This is a genomic window from Staphylococcus sp. GDX7P312P (genome assembly GCF_008385775.1).
In the GTDB taxonomy this organism is placed as follows: Bacteria; Bacillota; Bacilli; order Staphylococcales; family Staphylococcaceae; genus Staphylococcus; species Staphylococcus haemolyticus.
In genome coordinates, this window is the sequence record NZ_VUKI01000007.1 from 21,058 (window position 1) to 47,513 (window position 26,456).

A 26,456-nucleotide genomic window follows, 5' to 3' on the forward strand; every position below is an offset into this window, starting at 1 on the left:
GGCATCTGTTAATACCTAAGACTTTTATTTTGTTATTGCTATTTTTTCTTACCAGTTTCACGATCAATAGATTTATCCATGTATGCATGTTTTAATGAATAATCTCCACCAATCTGATGATACTCAATCCCTTTTAATTGTGGATTTCTTAACGAAGCGCCACCTTTTTGATAGATTGGTGCTACAGGTGCATCATTTAAGAAAATTTCCTCAGCTTGACGCATTGCAGCATATCTTTCATCTGGTTTTTGAAGTAAACTACTATTGGCTTTTTTCAGTAAATTATCATACTCTTTACTACTCCAATTAGTATTGTTTTGAGCATTTCCAGTTGTCATTGTGTCTAAGAATGTCATAGGGTCAGGATAATCTGGTTCCCATACAGAAAGTGACATTGAATAATTCATAGTCAATTCCGCTTGTAATCTTTGTTTAAATGGTAATTGTTTAACTTTAACCGTTACACCAGGTAAGTTGTTTTCAATTTGAGACTTAATAAATTCTGCTGAAATTTTAGAGTCTGGCGTATCTTCAGTATTAAGTGTGAATGTAAATTTATCTTTACCTAGTGCTTTCTTAGCTTTTTCTAAGTGTTTTTTAGCTTCTTTAGGATTATAAGTTAATGGTGATTTTACTGTTTCAGCATAATCTTTTCCGTCAGGTGTCTTTGCAGTACCTTTAGCTGTAAATCCATCAAAAGGCTTAGCACCTGTACCTAAAACATCGTTTACGTAATCCTCTTTATTTACTGATTGCGCAATTGCGTATCTCATATCTTTGTTTTTAAATTCCGGTTGTTGCTTCTGGTTCATTTTTAAAAATGCAGTAGAAGCTAATAATCTTTTAAATAATGCAGGACTATCTTTATACTTATCTACTTGTTCTGATGTTATACCCGCAACATCTACGGAACCTGTATCATATAAAGAAGCACCCGCTTGCGTATCTTTTAATACTTTATAATTAACTCGATCTAACTTGACATTATTTTTGTCCCAATAGTCCTTATTCTTAGTTAACATTATCTTATCTTCTACAGCCCACTTATCAATTTTAAAAGGGCCATTATATACAGTTTTATCAGCGGTTGTACCATAAGATTTGCCATATTTTTTTACTACTTTTTCATTTTGTGGCATGAAAGTACCAAATGCCAGCATTTGTTGGAAATAAGGAATAGGCTTTGTTAATTCAACTTGTAATGTATAGTCGTCTAATGCTTTTACTCCTAAGTCTTTTGGTTTCTTACCATTTTTATTCAAGTTAATATCTTCTGCATTTTTTATATCGTACATTATGTATGCATATTCTGATGCATTCGCTGGATCTACAGCTTTACGCCATGCGAATACAAAATCATTTGCAGTTACAGGATCACCATTTGACCATTTCGCATCTTTACGTAGTTTAATTGTCCATGTTTTATCACCATTTGATTTTTTAGGTTTTCCTTTAGCAACGCCTGGCACAGCTTCATCTTTACCATTAAGGGAGTATAAACCTTCAAATACTTGATTATATATAGTAAATGAGACTGTATCTGTCGCTAATGTTGAATCAAGTGTATTTATATCCGAAGATGTGGCAACTCGATATGTTTGACCGCTATCATCATATAAACCTCCACCTTTACCACATGCACTTAATAGTAAAGTTGTTACAATTAATCCTAAAATTACTTTAAAGTTAATTTTTTTCATAACTATTATCCCCCTTTCCCAGTCTCAAACGCTTTGCGTCAGATGTTGTTCTTTTAATTGAGCAGCTTCTTCATCAGTGACAAACACATAATGACCTGGTCTTATTTCCTGAAGTTTTCGCTCATAATTTTTAGATTCATCTTCTTGATATGCTACACGTTTACGTGTTCTCTCACTATCTGGGTCAGGTTGAGGAATCGCTGATAATAATGATTTCGTATAATCATGTAATGGATGATAATAAATTTCGTCAGCTGAACCTAATTCAACAATTTTTCCGAAGTGCATCACTGCGATACGATCTGAAATATATTTAACCATTGATAAGTCATGCGCGATAAATAAGAAAGTAATACCTCTCTCTTTTTGTAATTTCAACATTAGGTTTACTACCTGAGCTTGTATTGATACGTCTAGAGCTGAAATAGGCTCATCTGCAATAATAAATTCCGGTTCCACTGCTAGTGCACGTGCGATACCGATACGTTGACGTTGCCCACCAGAAAATTCATGTGGATATCTATTCGCATGTTCTTTGCTTAAACCGACTGTTTCAAGTAAGTCATAGACACGACGTTTTCGATCTTTTTTACTGTTTGCTAATTTATGAATATCAATTCCCTCTGCAACGATATCCATTACTTTCAATCTAGGATTTAATGAAGCATATGGATCTTGGAAAATCATTTGAATCTTTTTATTAAACTTTAATAAATCTTTACGCTTTGAAATTTTTTGAATATCTTGTCCTTCATATAAAATTTCTCCACTTGTAATATCATTTAGTTTAATAATTGCTTTACCTGTAGTCGATTTACCACATCCTGACTCTCCAACTAACCCTAATGTTTCCCCTTTATAGATATCAAAAGATATGTCCTCAATGGCTCTTACTTCATTACGTTTACCTTCATTAAAATATTGTTTTAAATTTTTAATTTCTAATAATACTTCATTATTTTTATCCATCGAACGACACCCTTTCTACTTGACGTGGTTTGTCGTAATTATTCGGCATTTGACGCTGTCTTTTTACTACCATTTCTGGTGGTTTTACTTTAGGAGCTCTCTCATCTAATAACCATGATTTAACAAAATGTGTTGGTGACACTTTGAACCATGGTGGCTCTTGTTTAAAATCAATATCTAAAGCATATTGACTTCTACGTGCGAATGCATCTCCTTTAGGAGGATGAAGTAAGTCAGGTGGTGTTCCAGGAATAGCAATTAATTCTGTATCATTACTAGTAGTTAAATCAGGCATTGATGATAATAATCCCCATGTATAAGGATGCTTAGGGTCATAGAAGATTTCATCTACATCTCCTGTTTCTATCATTTGACCTCCGTACATAACAGCTACTCTATCTGCAATATTTGCCACAACACCTAAATCATGGGTAATAAATATAATTGATGTATCAATCTTTTTCTGCAAATCTTTCATTAAATCTAAAATTTGAGCTTGCATTGTTACATCCAATGCTGTGGTTGGCTCATCTGCAATCAATACTTTAGGTTCACAAGCTAAAGCTGTTGCGATAACAATTCTTTGTCTTTGTCCACCAGAAAACTGATGTGGAAAAGCTTTAAAACGTTTCTCTGCATTTGGTAAGCCTACTAAATTTAATATTTCTAAAGCACGTTTTTTTGCTTCAGATTTACTATAATTTTTATGTTTAATAAGTGGCTCCATTACCTGTTTACCAATTTGCATCGTTGGATTAAGTGATGTCATAGGATCTTGGAATATCATTGAAATGTCTTTTCCACGTAATTTGATTAATTCACTTTCCGATTTAGTAGCTAAATCTTCTCCCAAAAAATCGATTTTACCTTTTTTTATTCTTCCAACATCGCCTTGGAATAACTTTGTAATTGCTTTAGTGGTTACTGATTTTCCAGAACCAGACTCTCCTACTATTGCTAACGTTTCACCTTTGTTCAAATAAAAATCTACGCCTCTAACTGCTTGCACTTCCCCTGCCGTAATGTCAAAGGAAACATGCAAGTCGTTTACTTCCAAAACTCTTTCTGACATACCCTTTGCCTCCTTTTTTATTTACGCATTTTAGGGTCAAATGCATCGCGTAAACCATCGCTAAATAAGTAAAAGAATAAGATCAGCAAACTCAATACTGTTGCTGGAATAAATAATTCATGAGGATGAATTAATAACATTGCACGACCATCATTTACTAAAGAACCTAGTGATGTTTGTGGTGCTGGTACACCTATACCAATGAAACTTAAGAAAGCTTCAAAGAAAATGGCACTTGGCACGGTAAACATTGAAGTTACTACAATTGCACCTAATGTATTTGGCAAGATATGTTTAAAAATCAAATTGAACTTAGATGCGCCCAATGTTCTTGAAGCCATTACAAATTCTTGGTTTTTTAATTTTAAGAATTCACCACGAACAACCCTACTCATTCCTAACCAACCTGTGATTGACATGGCTAAAATAATCGTCCATATTGATGGTTCAAATATAAGAACAAATAAGATAACGACAATTAGGTTTGGAATTGAAGCAATGATTTCTAAAATACGTTGCATGATATTATCAATCCGACCACCAAAGAAACCTGATATCGCCCCATAAACAACTCCTATAAAGATATCTAATACAGCAGCCACTATACCGATAAACAATGAAATTTGAGCACCAGTCCATGTGCGTGTCCATAAATCTCTTCCTAGTTGGTCAGTACCAAACCAGAAATTTTCTTTAACTCCTGCGTCTTTATAAGCGTTTGTTCCATCTGAGCCTGTTCCATCAAACGGAAGGAAAGGTACCTTATCCAGTACTGGTATCTTAGCCGGTAAATTTCGTCTTGTAACATCTTGTTCAGCATAGTCATGGTCACTTAATAAAGGACCGATAAAAGCCAAAATAACAATTAAAACCAAACCTATTAAACCCAAAATGGCTAACTTATTTCCTTTTAATTGAGTCCATGCATCCTGCCAGAAATTTTTACTTTCTCGCTGCATTTCTGGCTCTCTATTTAAATCTAAATCTCTCATTACGAAATCAGAAGATGCAATGCCTTCAGAGGTATGTGTCATAGCAGCATTTGAATGATCATCAAAAGGTTTCTCAAATTTTTCATTTCCCATTATTTCTTACCTCCCTGCACACGTATTCTCGGATCAATGATTCCGTAAAGAATATCAACGATGAAGATTGAAACAATAAATAAAGTACTAAATAAGATGGTTGTAGCCATAATAACTGAGAAGTCATTGGTTGTAATCGATCTTACGAATTGATCCCCTAATCCTGGAACACCAAAGATATTCTCTATTGTTAACGTACCAGTTAGAATACCCGCTAACATTGGTACAATAATTGTAATAATTGGTATAAGTGCATTTCTTAATGCATGTCCAAATAGTACACGCATGGATGAATTCCCTTTTGCTCTTGCTAATAATATGTAATCAGAACTTAAAACTTCTATCATTTCAGCACGAATGTATCTTGCTACAGTTGCCATCACACCTGCGGATAATGCAAGTGAAGGTAATACTGCTGTTGAAATACCTTCCCATCCTGCTACTGGGAACCATCTTAATCTAACCGCAAAAACATATTGTAATAGTACGGCTAACACGAAAGATGGCACAGATACAGCAATAACTGAAATCACAGTAGTTGTATAGTCAACCCACGTATTTTGCTTAGTTGCAGCAGCAATACCAAGGATTAGACCTAAAAATACACCAATAATCATGGCGATAATACCCATTTCCATTGATGGAATCAATCTCGGTTTAATTAGCTCCCATACCGGTTGATTATGATACTGGAATGAATACCCAAAGTCTCCAGTTACGACATTCTTTAAATAATGAAGATATTGAATGGCAACCGGATCATTTAATCCATACTTTTCATTAAGGATTGCTTTTTGTTCGGCACCTAATTTTGCATCATTAAATGGTGACCCTGGCATCATTTTCATTAAGAAAAATGTAATCGTAATAATGATAAATAGCGACAAAAACATGTACCCCAAACGTTTTAAAACATATCGCGTCATTACTCCGCCCCCTTTAAATTTTCAAAATTAACATTCCCTTCGAAATTTTCAGAAATATTTAGTAATATTATATATACAATTTTCATATAATTGCAATATAATTTTAACAATATTTAAAAATTGAGTTGTAAAATAAAAGTTCTTTTTACTGTCATTTGTATTTTAATTACAGGTTTTAGATTTAAGATATTATTATTTATACTAATAAGATAAAATGGTATTAAGTTTCATCTGGGGGGCTCGTAATGAAAAATAAAAAAAGTTGGGTTGTGTGGTCAATGATTACGCCTCTACTCTCTTTAATAATATGGTTAATCATTAGTAACCAATCACTCATTTCATACATTAATATTTTGTTTTATATATCTTTATCCATATTTATATGCATTTTTTTCATTTTATTAGTTCAAGAGGGCATTTTTGATGCAACGAGCTATGGTTTTAGAAGAATAAGATATCAACTATCGTCTCGTTCAAAAAAGAGAACAATGGCGGATGATGAATTTTTAAATCCTCAACAAGTTAAAAAGGAACATTATTTTATATCTACATGGATTGCTCCAGCTTTAATATGTAATATTGCATACTTTGTGATGACAATAATAATTTCATTTCTACTTTAAATCATTCTACATACAAAAAATAGACCAAGGACATTATCAATTAGTGTCCTTGATCTAATATCATTTTCAAAATTAATCTTCAAATTTCTTAAATACTAATACTGCATTATGACCACCAAAGCCTAGACTGTTACTCATTGCATAAGTAATTTCTAAATCTTGCGCTTCATTTGGAACGATGTCTAGATCACATTCAGGATCTGGTGTATTCGCATGAATAGTTGGTGCGACTTTAGAGTCACGAATAGATAATGCTGAGAAGATAGCCTCTAAACCACCAGTAGCACCTAATAAATGACCAGTCATTGATTTAGTAGAGCTAACTTTTAGTTGATTAGCAGCATCTCCAAAGGTATTCTTGATCGCTCTGATTTCATACATATCACCTACAGGTGTACTCGTGCCATGTGCATTAAGATATTGAACATCTTTTGCTTCAATACCTGCATCATCAAGTGCTGCTTGCATTGCACGTGAACCACCTTCACCTTCAGGAGCGGGAGCTGTAATATGATATGCATCTCCAGTTGAACCATAACCAACTATTTCAGCATAGATTTGAGCACCACGCGCTTGTGCCGATTCTAATGATTCAATCACTAAAATACCAGCACCTTCACCCATAACAAAGCCATCTCGACCTTCTTGGAATGGACGACAAGCTGTTTCTTTATCATCATTTGTAGATAAGGCACGACTAGCACTGAATCCTGCAAGTGCCATGTGTGTAATTGGTGCTTCTGTACCACCTGTTATCATCGCATCTGCATCGCCGCGTTGTATAATTTTAAATGCTTCACCAATTGAGTTTGTACCAGTTGCACATGCTGTAACTGTAGAACCATTTGGCCCTTTTGCACCTAAATCAATTGATACTTGGCCAGTTGCCATATCAGGAATTAACATAGGTACGAAGAATGGACTTACTCTTCTTGGACCCTTATTTTGAAGTGTAGTATGTGCTGTTTCAAACGTTTCCATACCACCAATTCCTGAACCAATCCATACACCTATGCGATTAGCAGTTTCATCATTGATTTCCAATTTAGCATCTTCAACTGCTTGACGTGCTGCAACTACCGCATATTGTGTAAAACGATCCATACGTCGAGCTTCTTTCTTTTCAATATGGTCTTCAATATTAAAATTTTTAAGTTCACCTGCTAAATGAACATTATAATCTTCTGTATCTATTCTAGTAATAGTATCGATTCCATTAACACCTTTCAAGGCATTTTCCCAACTTGTCTGGGCATCATTGCCAATAGGTGATAATGCACCCATACCAGTAATTACAACTCGTTTATTCTCAGTCATACATTATATCCTCCTATTTACCCCATTTGATAACCATAGCGCCCCATGTTAGGCCACCACCAAAACCTACTAATACTAGTGTGTCATCATCTTTAATTCTTCCATTTTCTAATTCTTGTGAAATACTTAAAGGTATTGAGGCAGCAGATGTGTTACCAAAGCGATTTACAGATACACTCATCTTTTCTCTCTCTATACCTAGTCTTTCTCGAGCTGATTCCATAATTCTAATGTTTGCTTGGTGAGGTATAAACATATCAATATCGTCTGATTGTAGACCAGCTTTATCAACCACTCTTGTTGATGCTTCACCCATAATTCTTACCGCAAACTTGAATACTTCTCGTCCGTTCATTACTAGTTTACCAGTATCTTTGTTTAAGTATAAGTATTTTCCACCGTTACCATCAGATCCCATTTCATAACTAATGATACCTCGTCCTTCTGAAACTTCTCCAATAACTACTGCACCAGCACCATCACCAAAAAGGACTGCTGTTGAACGATCTGTTAAATCAGTAATCTTAGATAATTTGTCTGCACCAACTACTAGGATATTTTTATAATCACCTGATTGAACATATTGTTTTGCTGTAATCATAGAATACATAAATCCAGAACATGCAGCTAATTGATCCATTGTTGGTACTTTACGTGTTCCCAATTTTTCTTGCAACATATTGGCAACCGATGGGAATGGCATATCTCCAGTAGCAGTTGCAACAATAATCATATCTATATCAGCAGGTGTGATTCCTGCATCTTCAATCGCTTTTTTACTAGCTTCGAATGCTAAGTCAGATGTATCTTGATCTTCACTAGCCCAGCGTCTCTCTTTAATTCCAGTCATTTTAGAAATCCATTCATCTGAAGTTTCTAAAAAACTTTCGAAATAAGCGTTATCAACGACTTTCTCTGGCGCATATGCACCAAATCCTTTTATACCTACGTTCATGAACGTACACCTTCTTACTTCATTTTTTAATACCAGGTATTAATTTAACACATTTTTTTACCACTACTCAAGTAGTTACCCTTTCACAAACAGAGATTTCATTAAATAAATTTGATTACAAATTTTTATCAGTTAACTGCTATCTCTATACAAATAGATTACTTTACTTTAGAATGAAAGTATATAAATAATGGAGGTCATCGGTATGAAATACCTCGTAACTTTAATTTGGGCAGTCATCTTATTACAAATGGTTAACTTTGTATTAAATAGTTTAAATGGCGGTGGAACATTAAACTTTATCACGCCAATAGTTCTAGCAGTTATCTTTACAATTGTAATTGCTATTCTAGCTGCCATGATTAAACCAGATGATTTTACCCGTTCAGGTAACAGATAGTCTTATTACTATATAATAATACAATACGTTAAAAACGCTTGGAATTTGAATTTAAAACTCAAATTTCAAGTGTTTTTCTATATTAAACTAGATATAGATGAACCCTTAACATTATAGTGATACATTACAACCTTCAATTCTTTGAAAAAGTCTTTGAAGGGAGGAATTACTTATTCTTACTAATCTTTAATTTAAGTTATAACTAGGGCAAGTGAATGCAACAATACACTGAACTGCATTTAAAAACAAAAAAACCCAGAAAGTGCTTATCACACTCCCTAGGTTTACCTAAACATTCATTATTCATTTTCAGGCTTTTGTACATCAAATGTTAATTCATGATCATCATTTATATCAACTTTTACCACAGTACCTTCAGGCATGCTTTCTTTAATCATCATACGTGCTAATGGTGTTTCAATTTGACGTTGAACAAAACGTTTCAATGGTCTTGCACCAAATTGTGGTTCGTATGCTTCTTCTACTAACCATTTCTTCGCGTCATCAGACACATCAATTGAAATACGTTGATCCATTAAACGTATATTTAATTGAGTTAAGATTTTATCGACAATCATACTCATATCATTAATAGATAATGGTTTAAATAATACTATATCATCCATACGGTTTAAGATTTCTGGTTTAAAGAATGCATGTAAGCTATCCATTACAGCTTTTTCAGTGTCTTCAGTAATGTCACCAGTATCTTTAACATTCTCAAGTAATACTTGTGAACCGATGTTACTTGTCATAATAATGATAGTGTTTTTAAAGTCAACACTGCGTCCTTTAGAATCAGTTAAACGACCTTCATCTAATATTTGAAGTAAAACGTTGAATACATCACTATGTGCTTTTTCAACTTCATCTAATAAAATGACTGAATATGGATTACGTCTAACCGCTTCTGTTAATTGTCCTCCTTCATCATGACCTACATAACCTGGAGGAGCACCAATCAATCTAGAAACTGAATGTTTCTCCATATACTCACTCATGTCGATTCGAATCATGTGTTTCTCAGAATCAAACAATGATGCAGCTAATGATTTTGCTAATTCAGTTTTACCTACACCAGTTGGTCCTAAGAATAAGAAACTACCAATCGGTCTATTAGGATCTTTAATACCTGCACGTGCTCTTACAACAGCATCAGATACTAAGTCTACTGCTTTATCTTGACCCACAACACGTTCGTGTAAGATATCACTTAGGTTCAATAATTTCTCTCTTTCAGTTTCAACTAATTTTGATACTGGAATACCAGTCCATTGACTTACGATGTCTCCAATTTCTTCATCAGAAACAACTTCACGAATCATACGTTCGCTGTCACCTTGTTCATCTTGATAAGCTTCTTCAAATTCTTTTAATTCTTTTTCTAATTGAGGTATTGTACCATACTGTAATTCTGCTGCTTTTTCTAGATTCCCCTCAGTTTGTGCATCTTCTAGAGCTTGACGACTGCGATCTAATTCAGCACGTTTTTCTTGTACTTTCGCAATTTTTTCTTTCTCTTGTTCAACACGAGATTGTAAGGAAGCTTGTTTTTCTTTTTCATTTGAAAGTTCTTCTTGTAATTCTTCTAAACGATGTTTACTTGCGTTGTCAGATTCATTTTTCAAAGCACTTTCTTCAATTTCTAATTGCATAACACGACGATTAACTTGATCTAATTCAGTTGGATTTGAACCCATTTCTGTTCGAATTGTTGCACATGCTTGGTCAACTAAATCGATTGCTTTGTCAGGTAAAAATCTATCAGTAATATATCGATCTGATAATTCAGCTGCTGCAACTAAAGCACGGTCTTGAATACGTACACCATGATAAACTTCATAGCGTTCTTTTAATCCACGTAAAATTGAAATTGTATCTTCTACATCTGGTTCACTTACGCCTACTTTTTGGAAACGACGTTCTAATGCAGAATCTTTCTCAATATATTCTCTATATTCATTTAAAGTAGTTGCACCAATACAATGCAATTCGCCACGCGCTAACATCGGTTTCAACATGTTACCAGCATCCATTGCACCATCTGTTTTACCTGCACCAACTAGCATATGAATTTCATCAATGAATAAAATAATGCGTCCATCTGACTCTTTTACTTCTTTAAGTACTGCTTTAAGTCGCTCTTCAAATTCACCTCTAAATTTTGCACCAGCAACCAATGCGCTTAAATCTAATTCAAAAATTGTTTTATCGAGTAATGATTCAGGCACATCTTTTCGTACAATTCGTTGCGCTAAACCTTCAACAATTGCAGTTTTACCTACACCAGGTTCCCCGATTAATACTGGATTGTTTTTAGTTTTACGACTTAAGATTCGAATTGTGTTACGAATTTCTTCATCCCTGCCAATAACAGGGTCCATTTTACCTTGACGTACTTCTTCTACTAAGTCACGACCATATTTTTCTAAAGCTTCATAATTTACTTCTGGATTTTGTGAAGTCACATGATTTCCCCCTCTTACTTTAGTTATTATTTCTTTCACAACTTCTTCTTTATTTCCAACAAATTGTTTAGTAGTATCATCAATATCCATCGCAGCACGAAGGACGTGTTCCATTGAAATATATTCATCTTCATATTCTTTCATATATGATTCAGCTTTATTTAATAAATCATTTGCTTTAGATCCTATATACTGTCCATATTGAATATTATCTCCTTGTACAGAAGGATAATCTTTCAATTTATTTGTATACGCTTGATTTAATTCATCTGTATCTATATTTGCTCGTTCTAATATGCTTTTAAATAAACTATCAGTTTCTTCTAAAGTTCCTTTTAATATAGCTTCAATTTCAATATTTTGTAATTCGTTTTCTTTACTCAATTCAACGGCTTTTTGTAATGCACCTTGAATTGCATATGTCATTTGATTAATATCCAAATTTGTTCACCCCTATATATTTGATAAGAGCAAGGTCAATTATCTCATTTTTTGACTTTGACTTTCTTTGACCTTAATTACATTATAGACTCTCTTACATGATTACGCAACACTTACACTCAACTTTTACAAATTTCTCAGACTGCCTGGTCAAGCTAGTTTGACGCAATTAGTAAGTCTCTTTCATTACTTGTTTTATCACACTTTTTTCTGTTATAAACATCAAATATACGTTAAAACATCAAATAAAATAAACCAGTTCAATGATTTAAAATCACTAAACTGGTTTAGAATGAATTATTTGTTTTTTGAATTTTTCTTTATAGCTTTGATTATTTCATCTGATAAAGCTTTTACACCACTATTTTCAAGATGCACACCATCTGGTGCAAAATATTCAGAATGTCCTGCAGAACGTTGGTACCAATCCACTAAAGTTACATTCTTATGCTTCTTAGCAGCATTAGCTAGTTGTTTATTAACATTATCTTGCCAATCTCGAGGAACTCGTGTATTAACAAGGTAAATTTGTGCTTTACCAAACTTATTAATTAATTGATTTAATTCTTCCTCTGTAAAATCACCATTTGTACCTAGTTCTAAAACTACTTTATCTGATGGTTTATTATAATTTGAATAATTGCCTGCTATTGACAACGCTTCTTGTAGGTGACGACCAACTTTACCATCAATGGTTGCTTTAGGTACTTGAGATTTAAATTCTTCTCCAATATCTACCATCACTGAGTCTCCAATAAGTAATGGACTAATATTAGTATAAACTTGTTTTTTACTTTTACTATTACTACTTGAGCCATCGATTTTTATATTTTCCCCAGGCATCATTCTTACTAAATATTTATCTTGATCACTCGTGTTGAATGAATTTGCTTTGTTTTCAATTTCATCTTTTCCAAAACGATCGAAGACACCTAAGAATAACAATACTATCGGTATCATAGCAATAATTGACACTATTGTTCTAATAAATTTAGGTCGTTTTAAATAATTGAATGAAAATGCCTTTAAACCTTCTCGTCTAAATGGTGTTTCAATATAACGATATGATAACTCAGCAAATAAAACTGTAAGTATGATATCAACAAAGTACACATAAATAGGAAGTTGCCCATCAACAAAATGAATGTGTATAAAACTTATGACAGGAAAATGCCATAAATATAAACTATAAGAGCGTTTACCTATATAAACAAATATACGATGACCTAAGACCTTTGCTAGGATACTAGAAGGGTGTACGACACTAGCAATAATAAATAATGTCATACCTGAGATAAGATAAAATCCACCATTATAAATCCATGCACTAGTATCTTTCACTGTAAAGAATAAGAAGATAAGTATTATTAGACCTAAGATGCCTATACCATCAATAGAACGTTGCAATACTTTTGGTGGATTGACTTTTAATTTAAACGGTGGCCATACAAATGCTAATATCACACCCAATAATAACGTTTGCAAGCGAGTATCTGTCCCAAAATAAACTCTTGAATACCCAACATTGGGTTGTGAAATAATGACCATCGCTAATAAAGACACTAGAGAAATAATCCATAATATCAAAGTAACATTGCGATATTTTTTAATCGTTAAGAGTAAAATGACTAACACAAATGGGAAGAACAAATAGAACTGTTCTTCTATTGCAAGTGACCACAAGTGTTTTAATGGCATAAATGAAAATTGTTCGAAGTAGTTAACATCTTTGGCAATATACCACCAATTCGACACATAGAATAATGCAGCGATAATATCATGTTTAACTCGAACGATTTGTTGTGGTTCAAATATTAATGTAGCAATTCCAACGACGATTAATAGCGCAACAACTGCTGGAAGCAACCTTTTAACTCGTCGAATCCAGAATTGTTTAAGGCTAATAATACCTCGTTCCTCGTATTCCTTTAAAAGTAAACTTGTGATTAAATATCCAGAAATAACGAAGAAAGTATCTACACCTATGAAACCACCTGTAAGCCATTTCCTGTTTAAATGGTATATGATAATACCTAAGACAGCAATTGCTCTTAGTCCATCTAAACCAGGCATGTAACGCATTTTAGTCTTACGTTGTTTCCCTTTTTCAAAATCTTGTTTCATTGTTCACATTCTTTCCCTATTAAATAATAAATTTTAATAAATTCATTAATTACTAAAGCACTGAAAATCAGGATAAAACGAAAGCCGATGATCAACAACATGAAAAAATACGATTTAAGTTAATATTCTTTTATATTTTAATGTATATGATTGAATCGAGTTTTATACTTAGATGTCTGAGCTTGAACTATAATAATATTTTATAAAATTTGACGCATTTATTATTATTTTTCATAAATGCAAGTACAATTTAAATTATTTTATATTGTAATTCTTATGTATTGTAGTATAACGCTTAAACAAATTCAATTTATATTACAATTATGTCATTTATTAACTTAACTTTGTCACTAAAAGCATTGAAAATGAACATTTAAATTGTTTCTATTACAAATAAAAAAACAATAGTACATCCTAATCGTGTACTATTGTTTAAAAGCGATTAATTAGCCAACGCCTAATGCAATTTTAGCGTATCTTGACATCATATCTTTGTTCCAAGGTGGATTCCAAACAATATTAACTTCTGTGTCTTGTATTTCTGGAATCTCAGCTAATACTGTTTTAATTTGTTCGATAATTTGTGGCCCAAGTGGGCAACCCATTGATGTTAAAGTCATTTCAACTGTACATAAACCATCATCATCAACATTCACTTTATATACTAAACCTAAATTAACGATATCAATACCTAATTCAGGGTCAATAACCATTTCAAGTGCACCTAGGATACTGTCTTTTAATGCCTCTTCCATTAGTATCACCTCTCATTATTTATCTTTACACTAATATATCAAATATCCGACAAAACGCCAATAAAATGCTATGATACAATTAAGCGATTAAAGACGTTATAATAACATTATAAAGTTGATTTATGTATCAATTTTAAAAACATTTAATATGAAATGTTAATGTATTTTATTCTATAGATATGTAGCTTAAGGAGAAATATATGAAACCTTATTTAATTTGTTTAGACTTAGATGGGACATTATTAAATGATAATAAAGAAATTAGCGACTATACTAAGCAAGTACTTACAACATTAAAAAAGCAAGGTCATCGCATTATGATTGCGACTGGAAGACCATACCGTGCAAGCCAAATTTATTATCATGAATTAAACATGGACACACCTATTGTAAACTTCAATGGGGCTTATGTTCATCATCCTAAATCAGATGATTTTAAAACGACACACGAGGTTCTAGATGTGGACCTCGCTAGAAACATGATCGAAACACTTCAAAAAGCCAAAGTTACAAATATTATTGCTGAGGTTCGCGATCACGTGTTTATTAATAATCATGACCCTAGATTATTTGAGGGTTTTTCAATGGGTAATCCTAAAATTGAAACAGGTAATTTATTAGAAGAATTAGATGAAGCACCAACGTCGTTATTAGTAGAAGCAGAGGAGATTTACATACCTAGAATCAAGCAAATGTTGACGCGTTTCTATGCAGAGAATATTGAGCACAGACGTTGGGGCGCGCCATTCCCAGTAATCGAAATCGTTAAACGCGGGATTAGTAAAGCGCGTGGGATTGATCAAGTCAAAGACTATTTAGGAATTGAACCTTCACATATTATAGCCTTCGGAGACGAGGATAATGATATTGAAATGATTAAATATGCTAAATATGGTATCGCAATGGACAATGGTCTAGATGAATTAAAACATATTGCAAACCATATTACTTATTCAAATAATGATGATGGTATCGGCCGTTATTTAAATGATTTCTTTAAATTAAATATACCTTATAAAGGTTAAACAACAATTCTTAAGTGAGACAAATGTATACTTTTATAATGTCTCACTTTTTTAATATATTTTTTCTGGAGGAATGTATGATGCGTAAAATAATTGTAGTCGGTGCTGTCGCCGGTGGTGCGACCTGTGCTAGCCAAATACGACGTTTAGATAAAGACAGTGAAATTACTATTTTTGAAAAAGACCGCGACATGAGTTTCGCAAATTGTGGACTACCCTACTTTATAGGTAACATTGTTAATGAACGTAAAGATGTTTTACCAATTACGCCAGACGTGTTTAAAGAAAAGAAAAATATTACAGTTAAAACGTATCATGAAGTAATTGCTATTAATGACAAAGATCAAACAGTGACGGTAGTAAATCGTCAAACGAATGAAAAATTTAAAGCGAGTTATGACGAATTAATATTAAGTCCTGGTGCAGGTGCTAATTCTTTAGGATTTGATAGTGATTACATATTCACTTTACGCAATATGGAGGATACTGATGCCATCGATCGATTTATAGATCAACATCAGGCTAAGAAAGCATTAGTAGTAGGAGCAGGTTATATTTCATTAGAAGTCTTGGAGAATTTATATGCTAGAGGATTAGATGTTACTCTAATTCACCGCTCTGATAAAATTAACAAGTTGATGGACCAAGATATGAATCAAGTTATCTTTGACGAGTTAGATTCGCGACACATACCTTATCGATTAAATGAGGAAATTGTAAGTGTTAAAGATCATTTAGTTACTTTTAAATCAGGCATTCAAGAAGACTTCGATATTATTATTGAAGGCGTTGGCACACATCCAAACTCGAAATTTATCGAGTCATCTAACGTAGAATTAGATGATAAGGGCTTCGTTAAAGTTAACGATAAGTTTGAAACAAACATCCCAAATATTTATGCTTTGGGTGATGTGATTACCTCTTCGTACCGTCATGTAAATCTAGCCGCACAAGTTCCATTAGCTTGGGGAGCACATCGTGGCGCAAGCGTCATTGCAGAACAACTAGCTGGTAATAAAAATATCATTTTCAAAGGTTTTTTAGGTACCAATATCGTTAAATTTTTCGACTATACATTAGCAAGCGTCGGCATCAAAGTCGAAGAATTAACGCATTTTGATTATCAAATGGTTGAATTAAATTCTGGCACTCATGCAGGTTATTACCCTGGAAATACTAATGTCCACTTACGCGTTTACTTTGACACAAATAATCGTCATCTTTTACGTGCTGCCGCAGTAGGTAAAACAGGTGTTGATAAGCGTATTGACGTATTATCAATGGCAATGATGAGCGAATTAACCATTGATGAATTAACTGAATTCGAAGTGGCATACGCGCCACCATATAGTCATCCAAAAGATTTAGTTAATATGATTGGTTACAAAGCTAGAGATTTATAAAAGATAGCCCTTAAATGATTACTGCAAATTCAATCATTTAAGGGCTATCCCTATATCATCAATAATTTAAATTTTTAACTAATTCCAAAAAGACTACTAATTGGACCCCATGGTAGGATAATACCTAACGCCATAGTAATAATTATTAAAATAATTGTTGCCCAGAATAAACCATGACTTGCTTCGTGTTTCTTGCGTTTCGCAATAGATACTTCCATTAGTGCAACTACCGCTATACCACAAAGCATCTTCAATGTTAACAACATATGGTTGCCTCCACCACCATGGCTAGCAGCCATGAATTCTTGAATTAACAACCAGAACCCTGAGAATAAAGTGAGTAACATAAAGACTCTTAATGCCATTTGTAAAGGTTTAAACATAGGTGTAGGACCTTGTGATTTTGAAATATGTAAAAATGCAATTACATATAAAATAATTGTCAACACCCAACTTGCAATATGCATATGTAACAAGACCGAATTCCCCCAATACTATTTATTACCTTTTTACTTACCTATCATATCACATAAACACTTGAACGTATTGTTAAACGATATAAGAGACGGATATGAAACTAAAATAATGGTTTTGTAGAATTTCTATGTGAAATTCTCTCTGCTGGAGCCCCAACCCCAGCTTGCTTTGCTTGTGGAATTTCCATGTGAAATTCTCTTTGCTAGGGCCCCTGAATTAAAACGCTTGTAACAAGTGCGCTTTTAATTCTGACAACTATTGGCAATATACAATTAGAGCCTGGGACATTGATTTATGTCCCAGGCTCACCTGCATTTACTGATTAGAATTAAGAAATACTTATAATATAAAATGTCTCAATTCAATCATTTATTATGAACTAATTATGATAGACAATCCTTATAGCGTTTTTGAACTATTAATTAATCTTTAGCAATATAAGTAGTTAATGTACCAATATTATCAATAGTAACTTTGACTTCATCACCAGGTTGTAAGAATTGAGGTGGTTGTAAACCTGCACCTACACCAGCTGGTGTACCAGTAGCAATGATATCTCCTGGATGTAATGCTACATATTTAGAAATTTCTTCAATTAAATCATCAATTTTATTAATCATTTGACTTGTATTACCATCTTGACGAATATCATTATTAATTTTAGTTACGATATTAACATTTTCAGGTGTTGGTAACTCATCCTTAGTTACAATATAAGGTCCCATTGGGCAACCACCTGTCAAACTTTTAGATAGAAATGCCTGATCTTGTTCATTTTGCGCCTTACGATCAGTAATATCATTAATAATTGTATATCCGTAGATGTAGTCTAGTGCTAATGCTTTCGGAATTTTTTCTCCAGATTTACCGATTACGATACCTAATTCACCTTCGTAATCTAATTGATCAGTGATATCTTTATGATTTGGAATTGTTGATTCATCACCTGTTAATGATGATGCTGCTTTGGTAAATACGTATAATCGTTGTACCTCATGATTTAATTCACTTGCGTGATCTTGGTAATTACGACCGAATGCAATAACATTATTTGGTGGTGTAACTGGTGGTAAGAATTCAATGTCATTAAAGGCGATTTTGAATTCATCTGCTTTACCACTATCTTCAGCCGCTACAACTGCTTTACGTACTTGTTCTTGGAAATCTAATGTTTGGTTTTGTTGTAATCCCTCTAATAATGTTTGAGGGTGGAAGTCACCTTCTCCAAATTCCGCAAATACCTTTTTAAGATCCCAAACTGCGTCTTCACGCTTAACTTTTACGCCGTAAGATTCAGCGTCTTTATAATTGAATGATAGAAATTTCATTCAGTATCAACTCCTCATCTATATCTTAATACATATTATAACTTTAATCTTTGCTAAACCACAAATATATATGTCTGAAATTTTAGATATTTAATACACACTTCATTCCTTGGATTAAAAATCTGTTAAACATCTTCTTCAATACTCATTTGACCAAATTGGAAGAAATAAAGGTAACCGTATATTTTAGAATTTAAAATTGTTTCTAATGTGTTTTTATAATATTTCATTTGAATTTTGTACTTATCACGAAGTTGTATACCTACCTCTTCATCTGTCATACCTCTACGCTTATTAAATGCATCTGTTTTATAATCTACAAAGTAATATTGACCGTCCTTTAAAAATATTAAATCAATCATACCTTGAATTATTGACACATCTTCATCTAATTCAGGCATTTCGTCTACACGCGCTTGATTTACGACAAATGGTAACTCTCTATAAACTTTGTCAGCTTGTGTAATAGTCATATACAAGTCACTTCTAATAAAATTCATAACTGCTTCAAATTGAATATCTTTTTTTGCATCTTCTTCAATAATATGCTTTTCAATTAATTCATTAATATAGTCATTCAATTCTGTTTCAGTCATACGCGTTTCTTTAAATGGTAGATGTTGCATAACTGTATGCATTAAAGTACCAATTTCATTTGCTTTACGTTTTTTATTTTCACGTAAAAACTTAGGTCTCTCATAAGTTGATACCCCTATACGGTACTGTCTTACCCTTTCGTAACTTGTACCACTTTCTTCTGTTTCTAATTGACGCTTTAATTCTGAAACAGACTGTTTAGATGGTTTCTCCGTATCTTTTAAAAAAGGATATTTAAATGATAATTGATCATTAATTTGTTGCTTTAATGTCTCATCATGCGAGCCTTCTACTTCTAGATCTGAAACATCGCGACTTTCTTGTTCTGATTCACTGTCCTCAATCGAAAGTTCTTCAAATTGTGCAATTTTAATATCTACAGTAGGACGCAGACTCTCATCTAGATTATCAATAGATTTCTCAAACTGATACTCTGGTAATAAAGATGTAGATTGGTATTTTGCCAAAATACTATATATTAAATCAAAAGGTCGATCTGCTGATAACCGCTTATGCAATGCAATTTGATTACCTGAAATTGGCAATCGCTCAAGTTTTTCTAATGTTTCTTCCTTATCAATAGTACCAATAAGAATGAGTTGCTCTTTCGCTCGCGTTAAAGCTACATACATCAATCGCATTTCTTCAGAAATAAGTTCTTTTTCAGTAATTGATTTAATGACAACTGACGATAATGACGGATAGGTTACATTTTGGTCTAAATCAAAATAATCAATACCTAGACCATATTTTTGATTTAAGATGAGTGGTTTACGTAAGTCGCCTTTATTAAAATTCTTTGAAAGTCCCGAATAAATAACATATGGGAACTCTAGACCTTTACTACTATGAACCGTCATCATACGTACCACATTATCATTAGGACCTATAACATTCTCTTCACCAAAGTCTTTGTTGCGTTCTATTAGTTCGTCAATAAATCTTATAAATTGATACAGCCCTCTAAAACTTGAATTTTCAAATTCTACTGCTTTATTAAACAATCCATATAGATTTGCGCGTCTACCTTTACCACCAATAAGACCACTAAAATATTGAATCACGTAATGATCATTATAGAACTTATCAATTAATTGATACACAGGATGAGATTGACTATATTCTTGATACATGTTTATATCATCCATAAAATGTTCTAATTTCTCAACTAACGTAGGGTTCGATTCTTGATCTTTCATATAATGCAATATGGATTGATAGAAATAATCATCGTTCATACTTTGAACTCGAATGTTTGCTAATTCATCTTCCGTAAATTGGTATATAACCGATCTCATCAATCCTACTAAATATATATCTTGTAAAGGATTATCAACGGTTCTTAAAAATGATAAGACGAGACGTACTTCAGTTTGTTCAAAGTACCCTTCCTTACTATTTACATGGAACGGAATATTATAGTCTTTAAATACTTGTTGTAAATTGCGCGCATTTTTCAACCCTCTTTCAAGTATGACGATATCTTTGAAAGTAGCTTGTCTATAAGATTCTGATTTCATATCATAAACTTGTTTATGCTCAATAATATATTTAACTTGCTCAGCAATATAGCGAGCTTCTTGTTCTGACTTTTCTAAATCATTATCGCTACTCTTATCCTGAATTAATGCATGTAGTTCAAGAGGCATAGATTTATCAGAATATTTAGTAGCACCAAAATAAAGTCTCGCATCAGCATCGTACTCAATTTCACCTACTTCTTCATCCATCATATGGTCAAATAAGTAGTTTGTTGTGGCGAGTACTTCTTTACGTGAACGGAAATTCTTAGATAAATCGATACGTAACCCTGATTGATCGCCATCTTTTGTGAAACGATGATATTTATCCATAAATAGCGTTGGATCAGCCTGTCTAAATTTATAGATAGATTGTTTAACGTCACCTACCATGAATAAATTTCCATTAGATTCGTCACCACGTTTAATTTTAGATATGATTGCTTCTTGTACTTGGTTCGTATCTTGGTATTCATCTACTAAAATCTCTTCAAATTGTGATCGATATTCTTTAGCGATAGGCGAAGCATTGCCCTCTTGGTCAGTTAATATTTGTAAAGCGAAGTGTTCATAATCAGAAAAATCCAGTACATTGCGACTACGTTTTTTTTCAGCAAAGTCATTAATAATATCCTTAACGATTTGTACAAGGTATTGAATTCTAGGAGCCAAACGTTTCATATCTACTTTTAAATCTTCATAAGAACGCATTAGATACTTATTTTTTACTTCCGATAATAGTTTTTTATAATCATCATAAAAATCTTTAGCGTTTGTTAAAAACTGAGAACTTATACCTTCATCTTCATTCGTATCTTTTAATTTTTTTGTAATTGTAGGCAATTTTTCAGAGGTATAATTGATGATTTCTTCAAAATTTATTACATTACCCTCAATCATTTTTTCACATTTATATTTTTCTAGTTTGATAACATCTAAATGCTTTTCCGCTTCTATACAATTTAGAAAGTTATTTTCCGCTTCTAACAAAGTATGATATGCAGCTTTGATATAAATTTTCGATAATCTTTCTAATTCGTCTAGATATAATTTATGTTTATTATCGTCCGTGTAAATTTCAACTAATGAATCCAACCACTGGAACGGTGAAGGATTGGCTATACTGAAATTATAGAAACGTTTTAACAAATCTCTAAAATTATCATCATTACGATCACTTGATAATTGTTCTACTAAAGTAAGAAATTCAATTTCCGGTGTATCATAATGTTTTTCTAAAACTTCATCAATAGACTGTTCAAGTAACAGCACGTTCTCAACATCACTAATTGTGCGGAAATTAGGATCCAAATCAATGACATCATAATGCTGTTGAATAATCTTTAAACAGAAGCTATGTAATGTCGAAATTTGTGCTTGGTGAATTTTAATGCGTTGATTCTTTAAATGTTCATTTCTAGGATCTTCTATTGACGCTTGTTGAATGCGCTGATCAACACGATGTTTCATTTCTCTCGCACTTAAATTAGTAAAAGTAACAACGAGTAACTTATCAACATCTATTTCATCTCTAATAATTTTTTGAATAATTCTTTCTACTAATACTGCAGTTTTACCAGACCCTGCTGCTGCAGCTACTAATACATCTTGACCATTAGCGTATATACTCTTCCACTGTGCATCTGTCCATTGAGCATCTTTAGGTTTGATGGGGATGTTATTCATTATGATCACCGCTTTCTAACTCGACATCTTGTATTGCTTTGATAGGATCTATAGTTTCATCTACATGGCGATAATGTTTACTATCAATAATAGTATCCACATGGCACACTGATTGAAAATTACAAAATTGGCATGGTAATTGGTCATCGAATTTAAGTGGTGCAACTTCGGTATGACCTTCCATAATATTTGTAGCAGTCTTTATAAAGTTGTCTTTATTATGTTTGATAAATTTATGAATTGTTGTTTCATCAGCAACACTGCTCCCCCTACTTCCAATACTTCCGTCTTTCTTCAGGCTAACTGGAACAATGTCGGATTTACCAATTTCTTCTAAACGAATATCCAATGCGTCTACTACATCCATATCGCTATTAACTAAGCCACGTAATTTATATTCTTTTAAAAATGCTTGTTCAAGTTTGTCCTGTGTTAAAGCATCATCTTCCAATTCTCCCCAGTCTTTAAAACTGAGACGTTCATCATGTACATGGAAATACAATAGGCCACCTGGTTTAATTTCATTAGATAATCCCAGACGTTGGGCATTTTGCAAAGCAATATCCATATAAGTCATCATTTGCATTTGTTTACCATAATAAACCTTTTTTAAATCTAATTTCGCACTGGGATTAGATGACTTATAATCAATAATATTAATGTAGCTCTTATCATCTTTAGTGTAAGCATCTATACGATCAATTTGTCCTCGTATATTAACTGGAATGCCTTGTTTTGTAATTAATGGTTGTGCAATAAGTTCTTCACTGTTGTTCGGTGTCTTTCTAAACCCTGCTTCGAAACGTTGTGGTTTGAACTTTGTATTTTTATTTTGATAGCGTAATGCTTTCAAAGTACTTTCGACAATGACACCAATTCGTTTTGACACATACCGATAGTATGCATTTGAATCCATGAGATTAAATTGGACTTGAGGTAAAACATTTTCTAAAGCTTCAACAGTTAAAGCATGTATCTTCTTATTATCAAGATTTTTAAAGTCTCCATCTACCTTATCCGAAATATACTTCAATGCTGTATGGAAAATATTTCCTAAATCAAAATTTTCAAGCTTATATTTCGTTCGCTCATTTAACCTTAAACCATGATTCGCATAATGTTTAAACGGACAATCATTATACCCTTCAAATCTAGATACACTTGCGTTAATTGTTGAACCATATAAAGATGCAGCCAATGGTTCATCTAATTTCACTGTTTCGTTGTCATATGTCAACGCAGTTAATAGGTACTCTAAACCGTTATTCAATTTGTCATTATCGCGCATGACTTGATAAGCATCAACCCATACATCAGCGACCATCTCTGCCTCTAGCCAAGCTTTTAAAGATTCGAATAAGACGACTTTAGTTTGATGTGGATGCTCCATTAACGATAAAGGTTGTGCATTATGTTGATAATGAATATTCGTTACTTCTAACCCATTGAACAACCCTTGTATTTGGTCTATAAATGGACTTTTTTCTTTATCCTCACCTTGTGCACCCATTAAACTATATGAAAATGTAACTTGTTCACTGCCTCGTGTCATTGCAATATAACAAACAAACGCTTCATCCATTTGTAAGATATCTGATGTAGGACTTAATTCAACTTGTGCTTGTTGTTCAAACACTTTCTTTTCTTCATCTGTTATTAGACTAGAAGAAGAAACCGGTTGCGGCATAGCACCATCGTTCATGCCAACCATATAAATATGCTTTTTATTGTCTACTTTCGCTAAGTCCATTGTCCCTATACTCACTTGATCGAGGGTTTGAGGAATCATTACAAATTCTAATTGTTCTAAACCAATATCAAATACCTCTAAAAAGCGTTTTAGAGTCATTTCTTCATTATCAAATACAGTGACTAAATCATCTAAAATTTGAATAAGTCCATTCCAAATTTGATCTATTTCTTCAGCTTCTTCATGACGACCATCGACGTCCAATTGGTCACGGTGAGTCATTAAATATTTAGGTAAATCAAATGCCTCCATTGTCTCATAGAAAGCTGTCGCAAAACCTCTCACATTTTCTGCTTCGTTCATTGCTTTTTCAAAAGTTAATATTTTATCAATAATATCATTTTTTAAATGAACTACTTGCTCGAAATCTTCTCGCTCTTCAGTAGTTAATTTATGTTCTTTACGTCCCATTTTCGTAAAGTTATCAATACTAAACAGTTTATCATCAAGCCAACGTTTGCCATAAACACCACGTTCAACGACAAAGTTCTCTAATAAATCAATTAAATATGCACTATCTTTAAAGTGATTAGATAGAATATTGGTTTTAATTAAACGCATCATAGGACTAATATTCCAGTTTGTTTGAATAACTTCCAAAAGTGAGCGTACCATTTCCATGATCGGATGATGTGTCATTGATCTTTTAGTGTCGATATTAAATGGAATATCATACTGTGGAAGAACAGAGTCAAATAAATATGCATAAGATTCATCACGATACAAGATAGCAATGTCTTGATATCTATATTGCTTATCACGTGTATCTTTAATAATTTGGCGAGCTACTTCATTAACTTCTTCACGTATACTTGAGGATTCTAAAATATTAATATTGCCATCGTAAGCGATAGGATTAATTTGCAATGCGTCAAATTGTTGTTCCAGTTGTATTAAATCTTTATTGTTAAAACGATATTGTTGTTTAAAGAATTGTTGTTGTAATTCTATGTTTAAATCTTTAGCAATTTCCTTTAAATGTGTTAATACCTCTGAAGGCTTTCTGAATAAACTAAATGGATCTTCATTACCATCAGTTGTTAAAAGAACAGTAACTTTTTTGGCGCTTTGAACGAGTGCTTTAATAATTTGATACTCTAATGTAGAGAAGTTGTGGAATCCATCTATGTATACCTCTGCTCTTTTAATCCATTCTGATTGACTTAAAATATCAATAAAATGATTTAAACTATCCTCTGAAGTAATAAATTCGCCATTTATGCGTTCCTCAAAATACTGATAAATAAGCGATATATCTTCTAATTTATGTCTAGTTCTCGTCTTCAAGTCATTATCTTGCAAAAATGTATGTAAATGTTCTGGCGTAACAGAATATTTTTTAAAATCTTGAATTTGTTCACTTAACTTCTCACTAAAACCATAATAATTTACTTGCGATTGATATAGTTTTAATTCCGATTGATGTTGTTGAACTAAATCATAAATCATCATCTCGGTAGCCGCTTGTGTTAGTCGTTCTTCAGTTAATCCCCCAACCTCTTGAAAAACTCTATAACTTAAGCGTTCAAAGTGAAGCACTTCAGTTCTTAGACTTCCATTCAATTCTTTATCATTAACAAATGCTTGTTCTAATTGAAAAGTACTCTGTGTTGGTGCTATTAAAACAATTGGATCACCTAGAGGATCCTCTTTCATTTGTTGCTTAATATTATCAATCATATGATGAGATTTGCCTGTCCCTGCTCTGCCAATGTATGCGTTCAACTCCATTATTCCCACACTCCTTTGAACTTATTTTAACACAGAACATACGTTCTTAAAAATGTTTTGTTAGGTCGAAATATTGAACAAAAAAAGACTGGCGGAACCTCTAT

18 protein-coding genes are annotated in these 26,456 nt (G+C 32.9%); 4 read left to right on the plus strand and 14 right to left on the minus strand.

From position 1 onward, the window contains the following. Positions 1–38 precede the first annotated feature (38 nt). From F1592_RS03635 to opp3b, 5 genes are read right to left on the minus strand one after another with little or no spacing between them, the layout of a single operon-like run. Positions 39–1,700 (minus strand): peptide ABC transporter substrate-binding protein, encoded by a 1,662-nt coding sequence (locus F1592_RS03635; protein WP_149809556.1) that lies wholly within the window; start codon positions 1,698–1,700, stop codon positions 39–41. A 24-nt stretch (positions 1,701–1,724) separates the two neighbouring features. Next, a complete protein-coding gene (locus tag F1592_RS03640) occupies positions 1,725–2,669 on the minus strand; it encodes an ABC transporter ATP-binding protein (protein WP_053017522.1) in 945 nt (314 codons plus the stop codon). Further along, positions 2,662–3,741, minus strand: a complete 1,080-nt coding sequence (locus tag F1592_RS03645) for an ABC transporter ATP-binding protein (RefSeq protein ID WP_053017524.1) — start codon at positions 3,739–3,741, stop codon at positions 2,662–2,664. Before F1592_RS03645 ends, F1592_RS03640 begins: the two co-directional genes overlap by 8 nt. Positions 3,742–3,758: 17 nt before the next feature. Then, positions 3,759–4,826, minus strand: a complete 1,068-nt coding sequence (gene opp3C, locus F1592_RS03650; RefSeq protein WP_037538671.1) for an oligopeptide ABC transporter permease — start codon at positions 4,824–4,826, stop codon at positions 3,759–3,761. Further along, positions 4,826–5,752: an oligopeptide ABC transporter permease gene (opp3b, locus tag F1592_RS03655; RefSeq protein WP_037538673.1), complete on the minus strand. Its 927-nt coding sequence runs from the start codon at positions 5,750–5,752 to the stop codon at positions 4,826–4,828. Before opp3b ends, opp3C begins: the two co-directional genes overlap by 1 nt. Positions 5,753–5,997: 245 nt before the next feature. On the opposite strand from opp3b, the gene F1592_RS03660 reads away from it, so the two are divergent. Continuing rightward, positions 5,998–6,375 (plus strand): DUF3899 domain-containing protein, encoded by a 378-nt coding sequence (locus F1592_RS03660; protein ID WP_053017526.1) that lies wholly within the window; start codon positions 5,998–6,000, stop codon positions 6,373–6,375. A gap of 72 nt (positions 6,376–6,447) precedes the next feature. Here the strand turns inward: F1592_RS03660 and fabF are convergent, their stop codons facing one another. Next, on the minus strand, positions 6,448–7,692 hold the full coding sequence (gene fabF, locus F1592_RS03665) for a beta-ketoacyl-ACP synthase II (protein ID WP_107609787.1): 1,245 nt from the start codon (positions 7,690–7,692) through the stop codon (positions 6,448–6,450). Positions 7,693–7,705: 13 nt separating this feature from the next. Continuing rightward, on the minus strand, positions 7,706–8,647 hold the full coding sequence (locus tag F1592_RS03670; protein WP_037538680.1) for a beta-ketoacyl-ACP synthase III: 942 nt from the start codon (positions 8,645–8,647) through the stop codon (positions 7,706–7,708). 205 nt (positions 8,648–8,852) lie between these two features. On the opposite strand from F1592_RS03670, the gene F1592_RS03675 reads away from it, so the two are divergent. Further along, positions 8,853–9,047: a YjzD family protein gene (locus F1592_RS03675; RefSeq protein WP_053017530.1), complete on the plus strand. Its 195-nt coding sequence runs from the start codon at positions 8,853–8,855 to the stop codon at positions 9,045–9,047. A 299-nt stretch (positions 9,048–9,346) separates the two neighbouring features. On the opposite strand, the gene clpB is transcribed toward F1592_RS03675, so the two are convergent. The 3 genes from clpB to F1592_RS03690 all read right to left on the minus strand — a co-directional run bounded on the left by clpB (position 9,347) and on the right by F1592_RS03690 (position 14,835). Then, the gene (gene clpB, locus F1592_RS03680) at positions 9,347–11,956 is read right to left on the minus strand and encodes an ATP-dependent chaperone ClpB (protein ID WP_149809555.1); all 2,610 of its coding nucleotides are present in this window, start codon (positions 11,954–11,956) and stop codon (positions 9,347–9,349) included. Positions 11,957–12,253: 297 nt separating this feature from the next. Beyond that, the gene (locus F1592_RS03685; protein WP_037538687.1) at positions 12,254–14,080 is read right to left on the minus strand and encodes an acyltransferase family protein; all 1,827 of its coding nucleotides are present in this window, start codon (positions 14,078–14,080) and stop codon (positions 12,254–12,256) included. A gap of 446 nt (positions 14,081–14,526) precedes the next feature. Beyond that, on the minus strand, positions 14,527–14,835 hold the full coding sequence (locus F1592_RS03690) for a metal-sulfur cluster assembly factor (protein WP_011276244.1): 309 nt from the start codon (positions 14,833–14,835) through the stop codon (positions 14,527–14,529). A 200-nt stretch (positions 14,836–15,035) separates the two neighbouring features. Between F1592_RS03690 and F1592_RS03695 the strand changes: the two genes are divergently transcribed. Further along, the gene (locus tag F1592_RS03695; RefSeq protein WP_016931172.1) at positions 15,036–15,860 is read left to right on the plus strand and encodes a Cof-type HAD-IIB family hydrolase; all 825 of its coding nucleotides are present in this window, start codon (positions 15,036–15,038) and stop codon (positions 15,858–15,860) included. Positions 15,861–15,940: 80 nt separating this feature from the next. Beyond that, complete coding sequence (locus tag F1592_RS03700) at positions 15,941–17,263, plus strand: CoA-disulfide reductase (RefSeq protein WP_107609784.1); 1,323 nt, start codon at positions 15,941–15,943, stop codon at positions 17,261–17,263. 74 nt (positions 17,264–17,337) lie between these two features. Here the strand turns inward: F1592_RS03700 and F1592_RS03705 are convergent, their stop codons facing one another. The 4 genes from F1592_RS03705 to addB all read right to left on the minus strand — a co-directional run bounded on the left by F1592_RS03705 (position 17,338) and on the right by addB (position 26,352). Then, complete coding sequence (locus tag F1592_RS03705; RefSeq protein ID WP_053017540.1) at positions 17,338–17,739, minus strand: YisL family protein; 402 nt, start codon at positions 17,737–17,739, stop codon at positions 17,338–17,340. A gap of 423 nt (positions 17,740–18,162) precedes the next feature. Then, on the minus strand, positions 18,163–19,068 hold the full coding sequence (locus F1592_RS03710; RefSeq protein ID WP_149809554.1) for a fumarylacetoacetate hydrolase family protein: 906 nt from the start codon (positions 19,066–19,068) through the stop codon (positions 18,163–18,165). Between the two features lie 125 nt (positions 19,069–19,193). Next, positions 19,194–22,871, minus strand: a complete 3,678-nt coding sequence (addA, locus tag F1592_RS03715) for a helicase-exonuclease AddAB subunit AddA (RefSeq protein WP_107637319.1) — start codon at positions 22,869–22,871, stop codon at positions 19,194–19,196. Next, entirely contained in the window at positions 22,864–26,352 is a 3,489-nt protein-coding gene (gene addB / locus F1592_RS03720; RefSeq protein WP_107610006.1) for a helicase-exonuclease AddAB subunit AddB, read from the minus strand. The genes addA and addB overlap by 8 nt, the downstream gene beginning before the upstream one ends. Between the last annotated feature and the right edge of the window lie 104 nt (positions 26,353–26,456).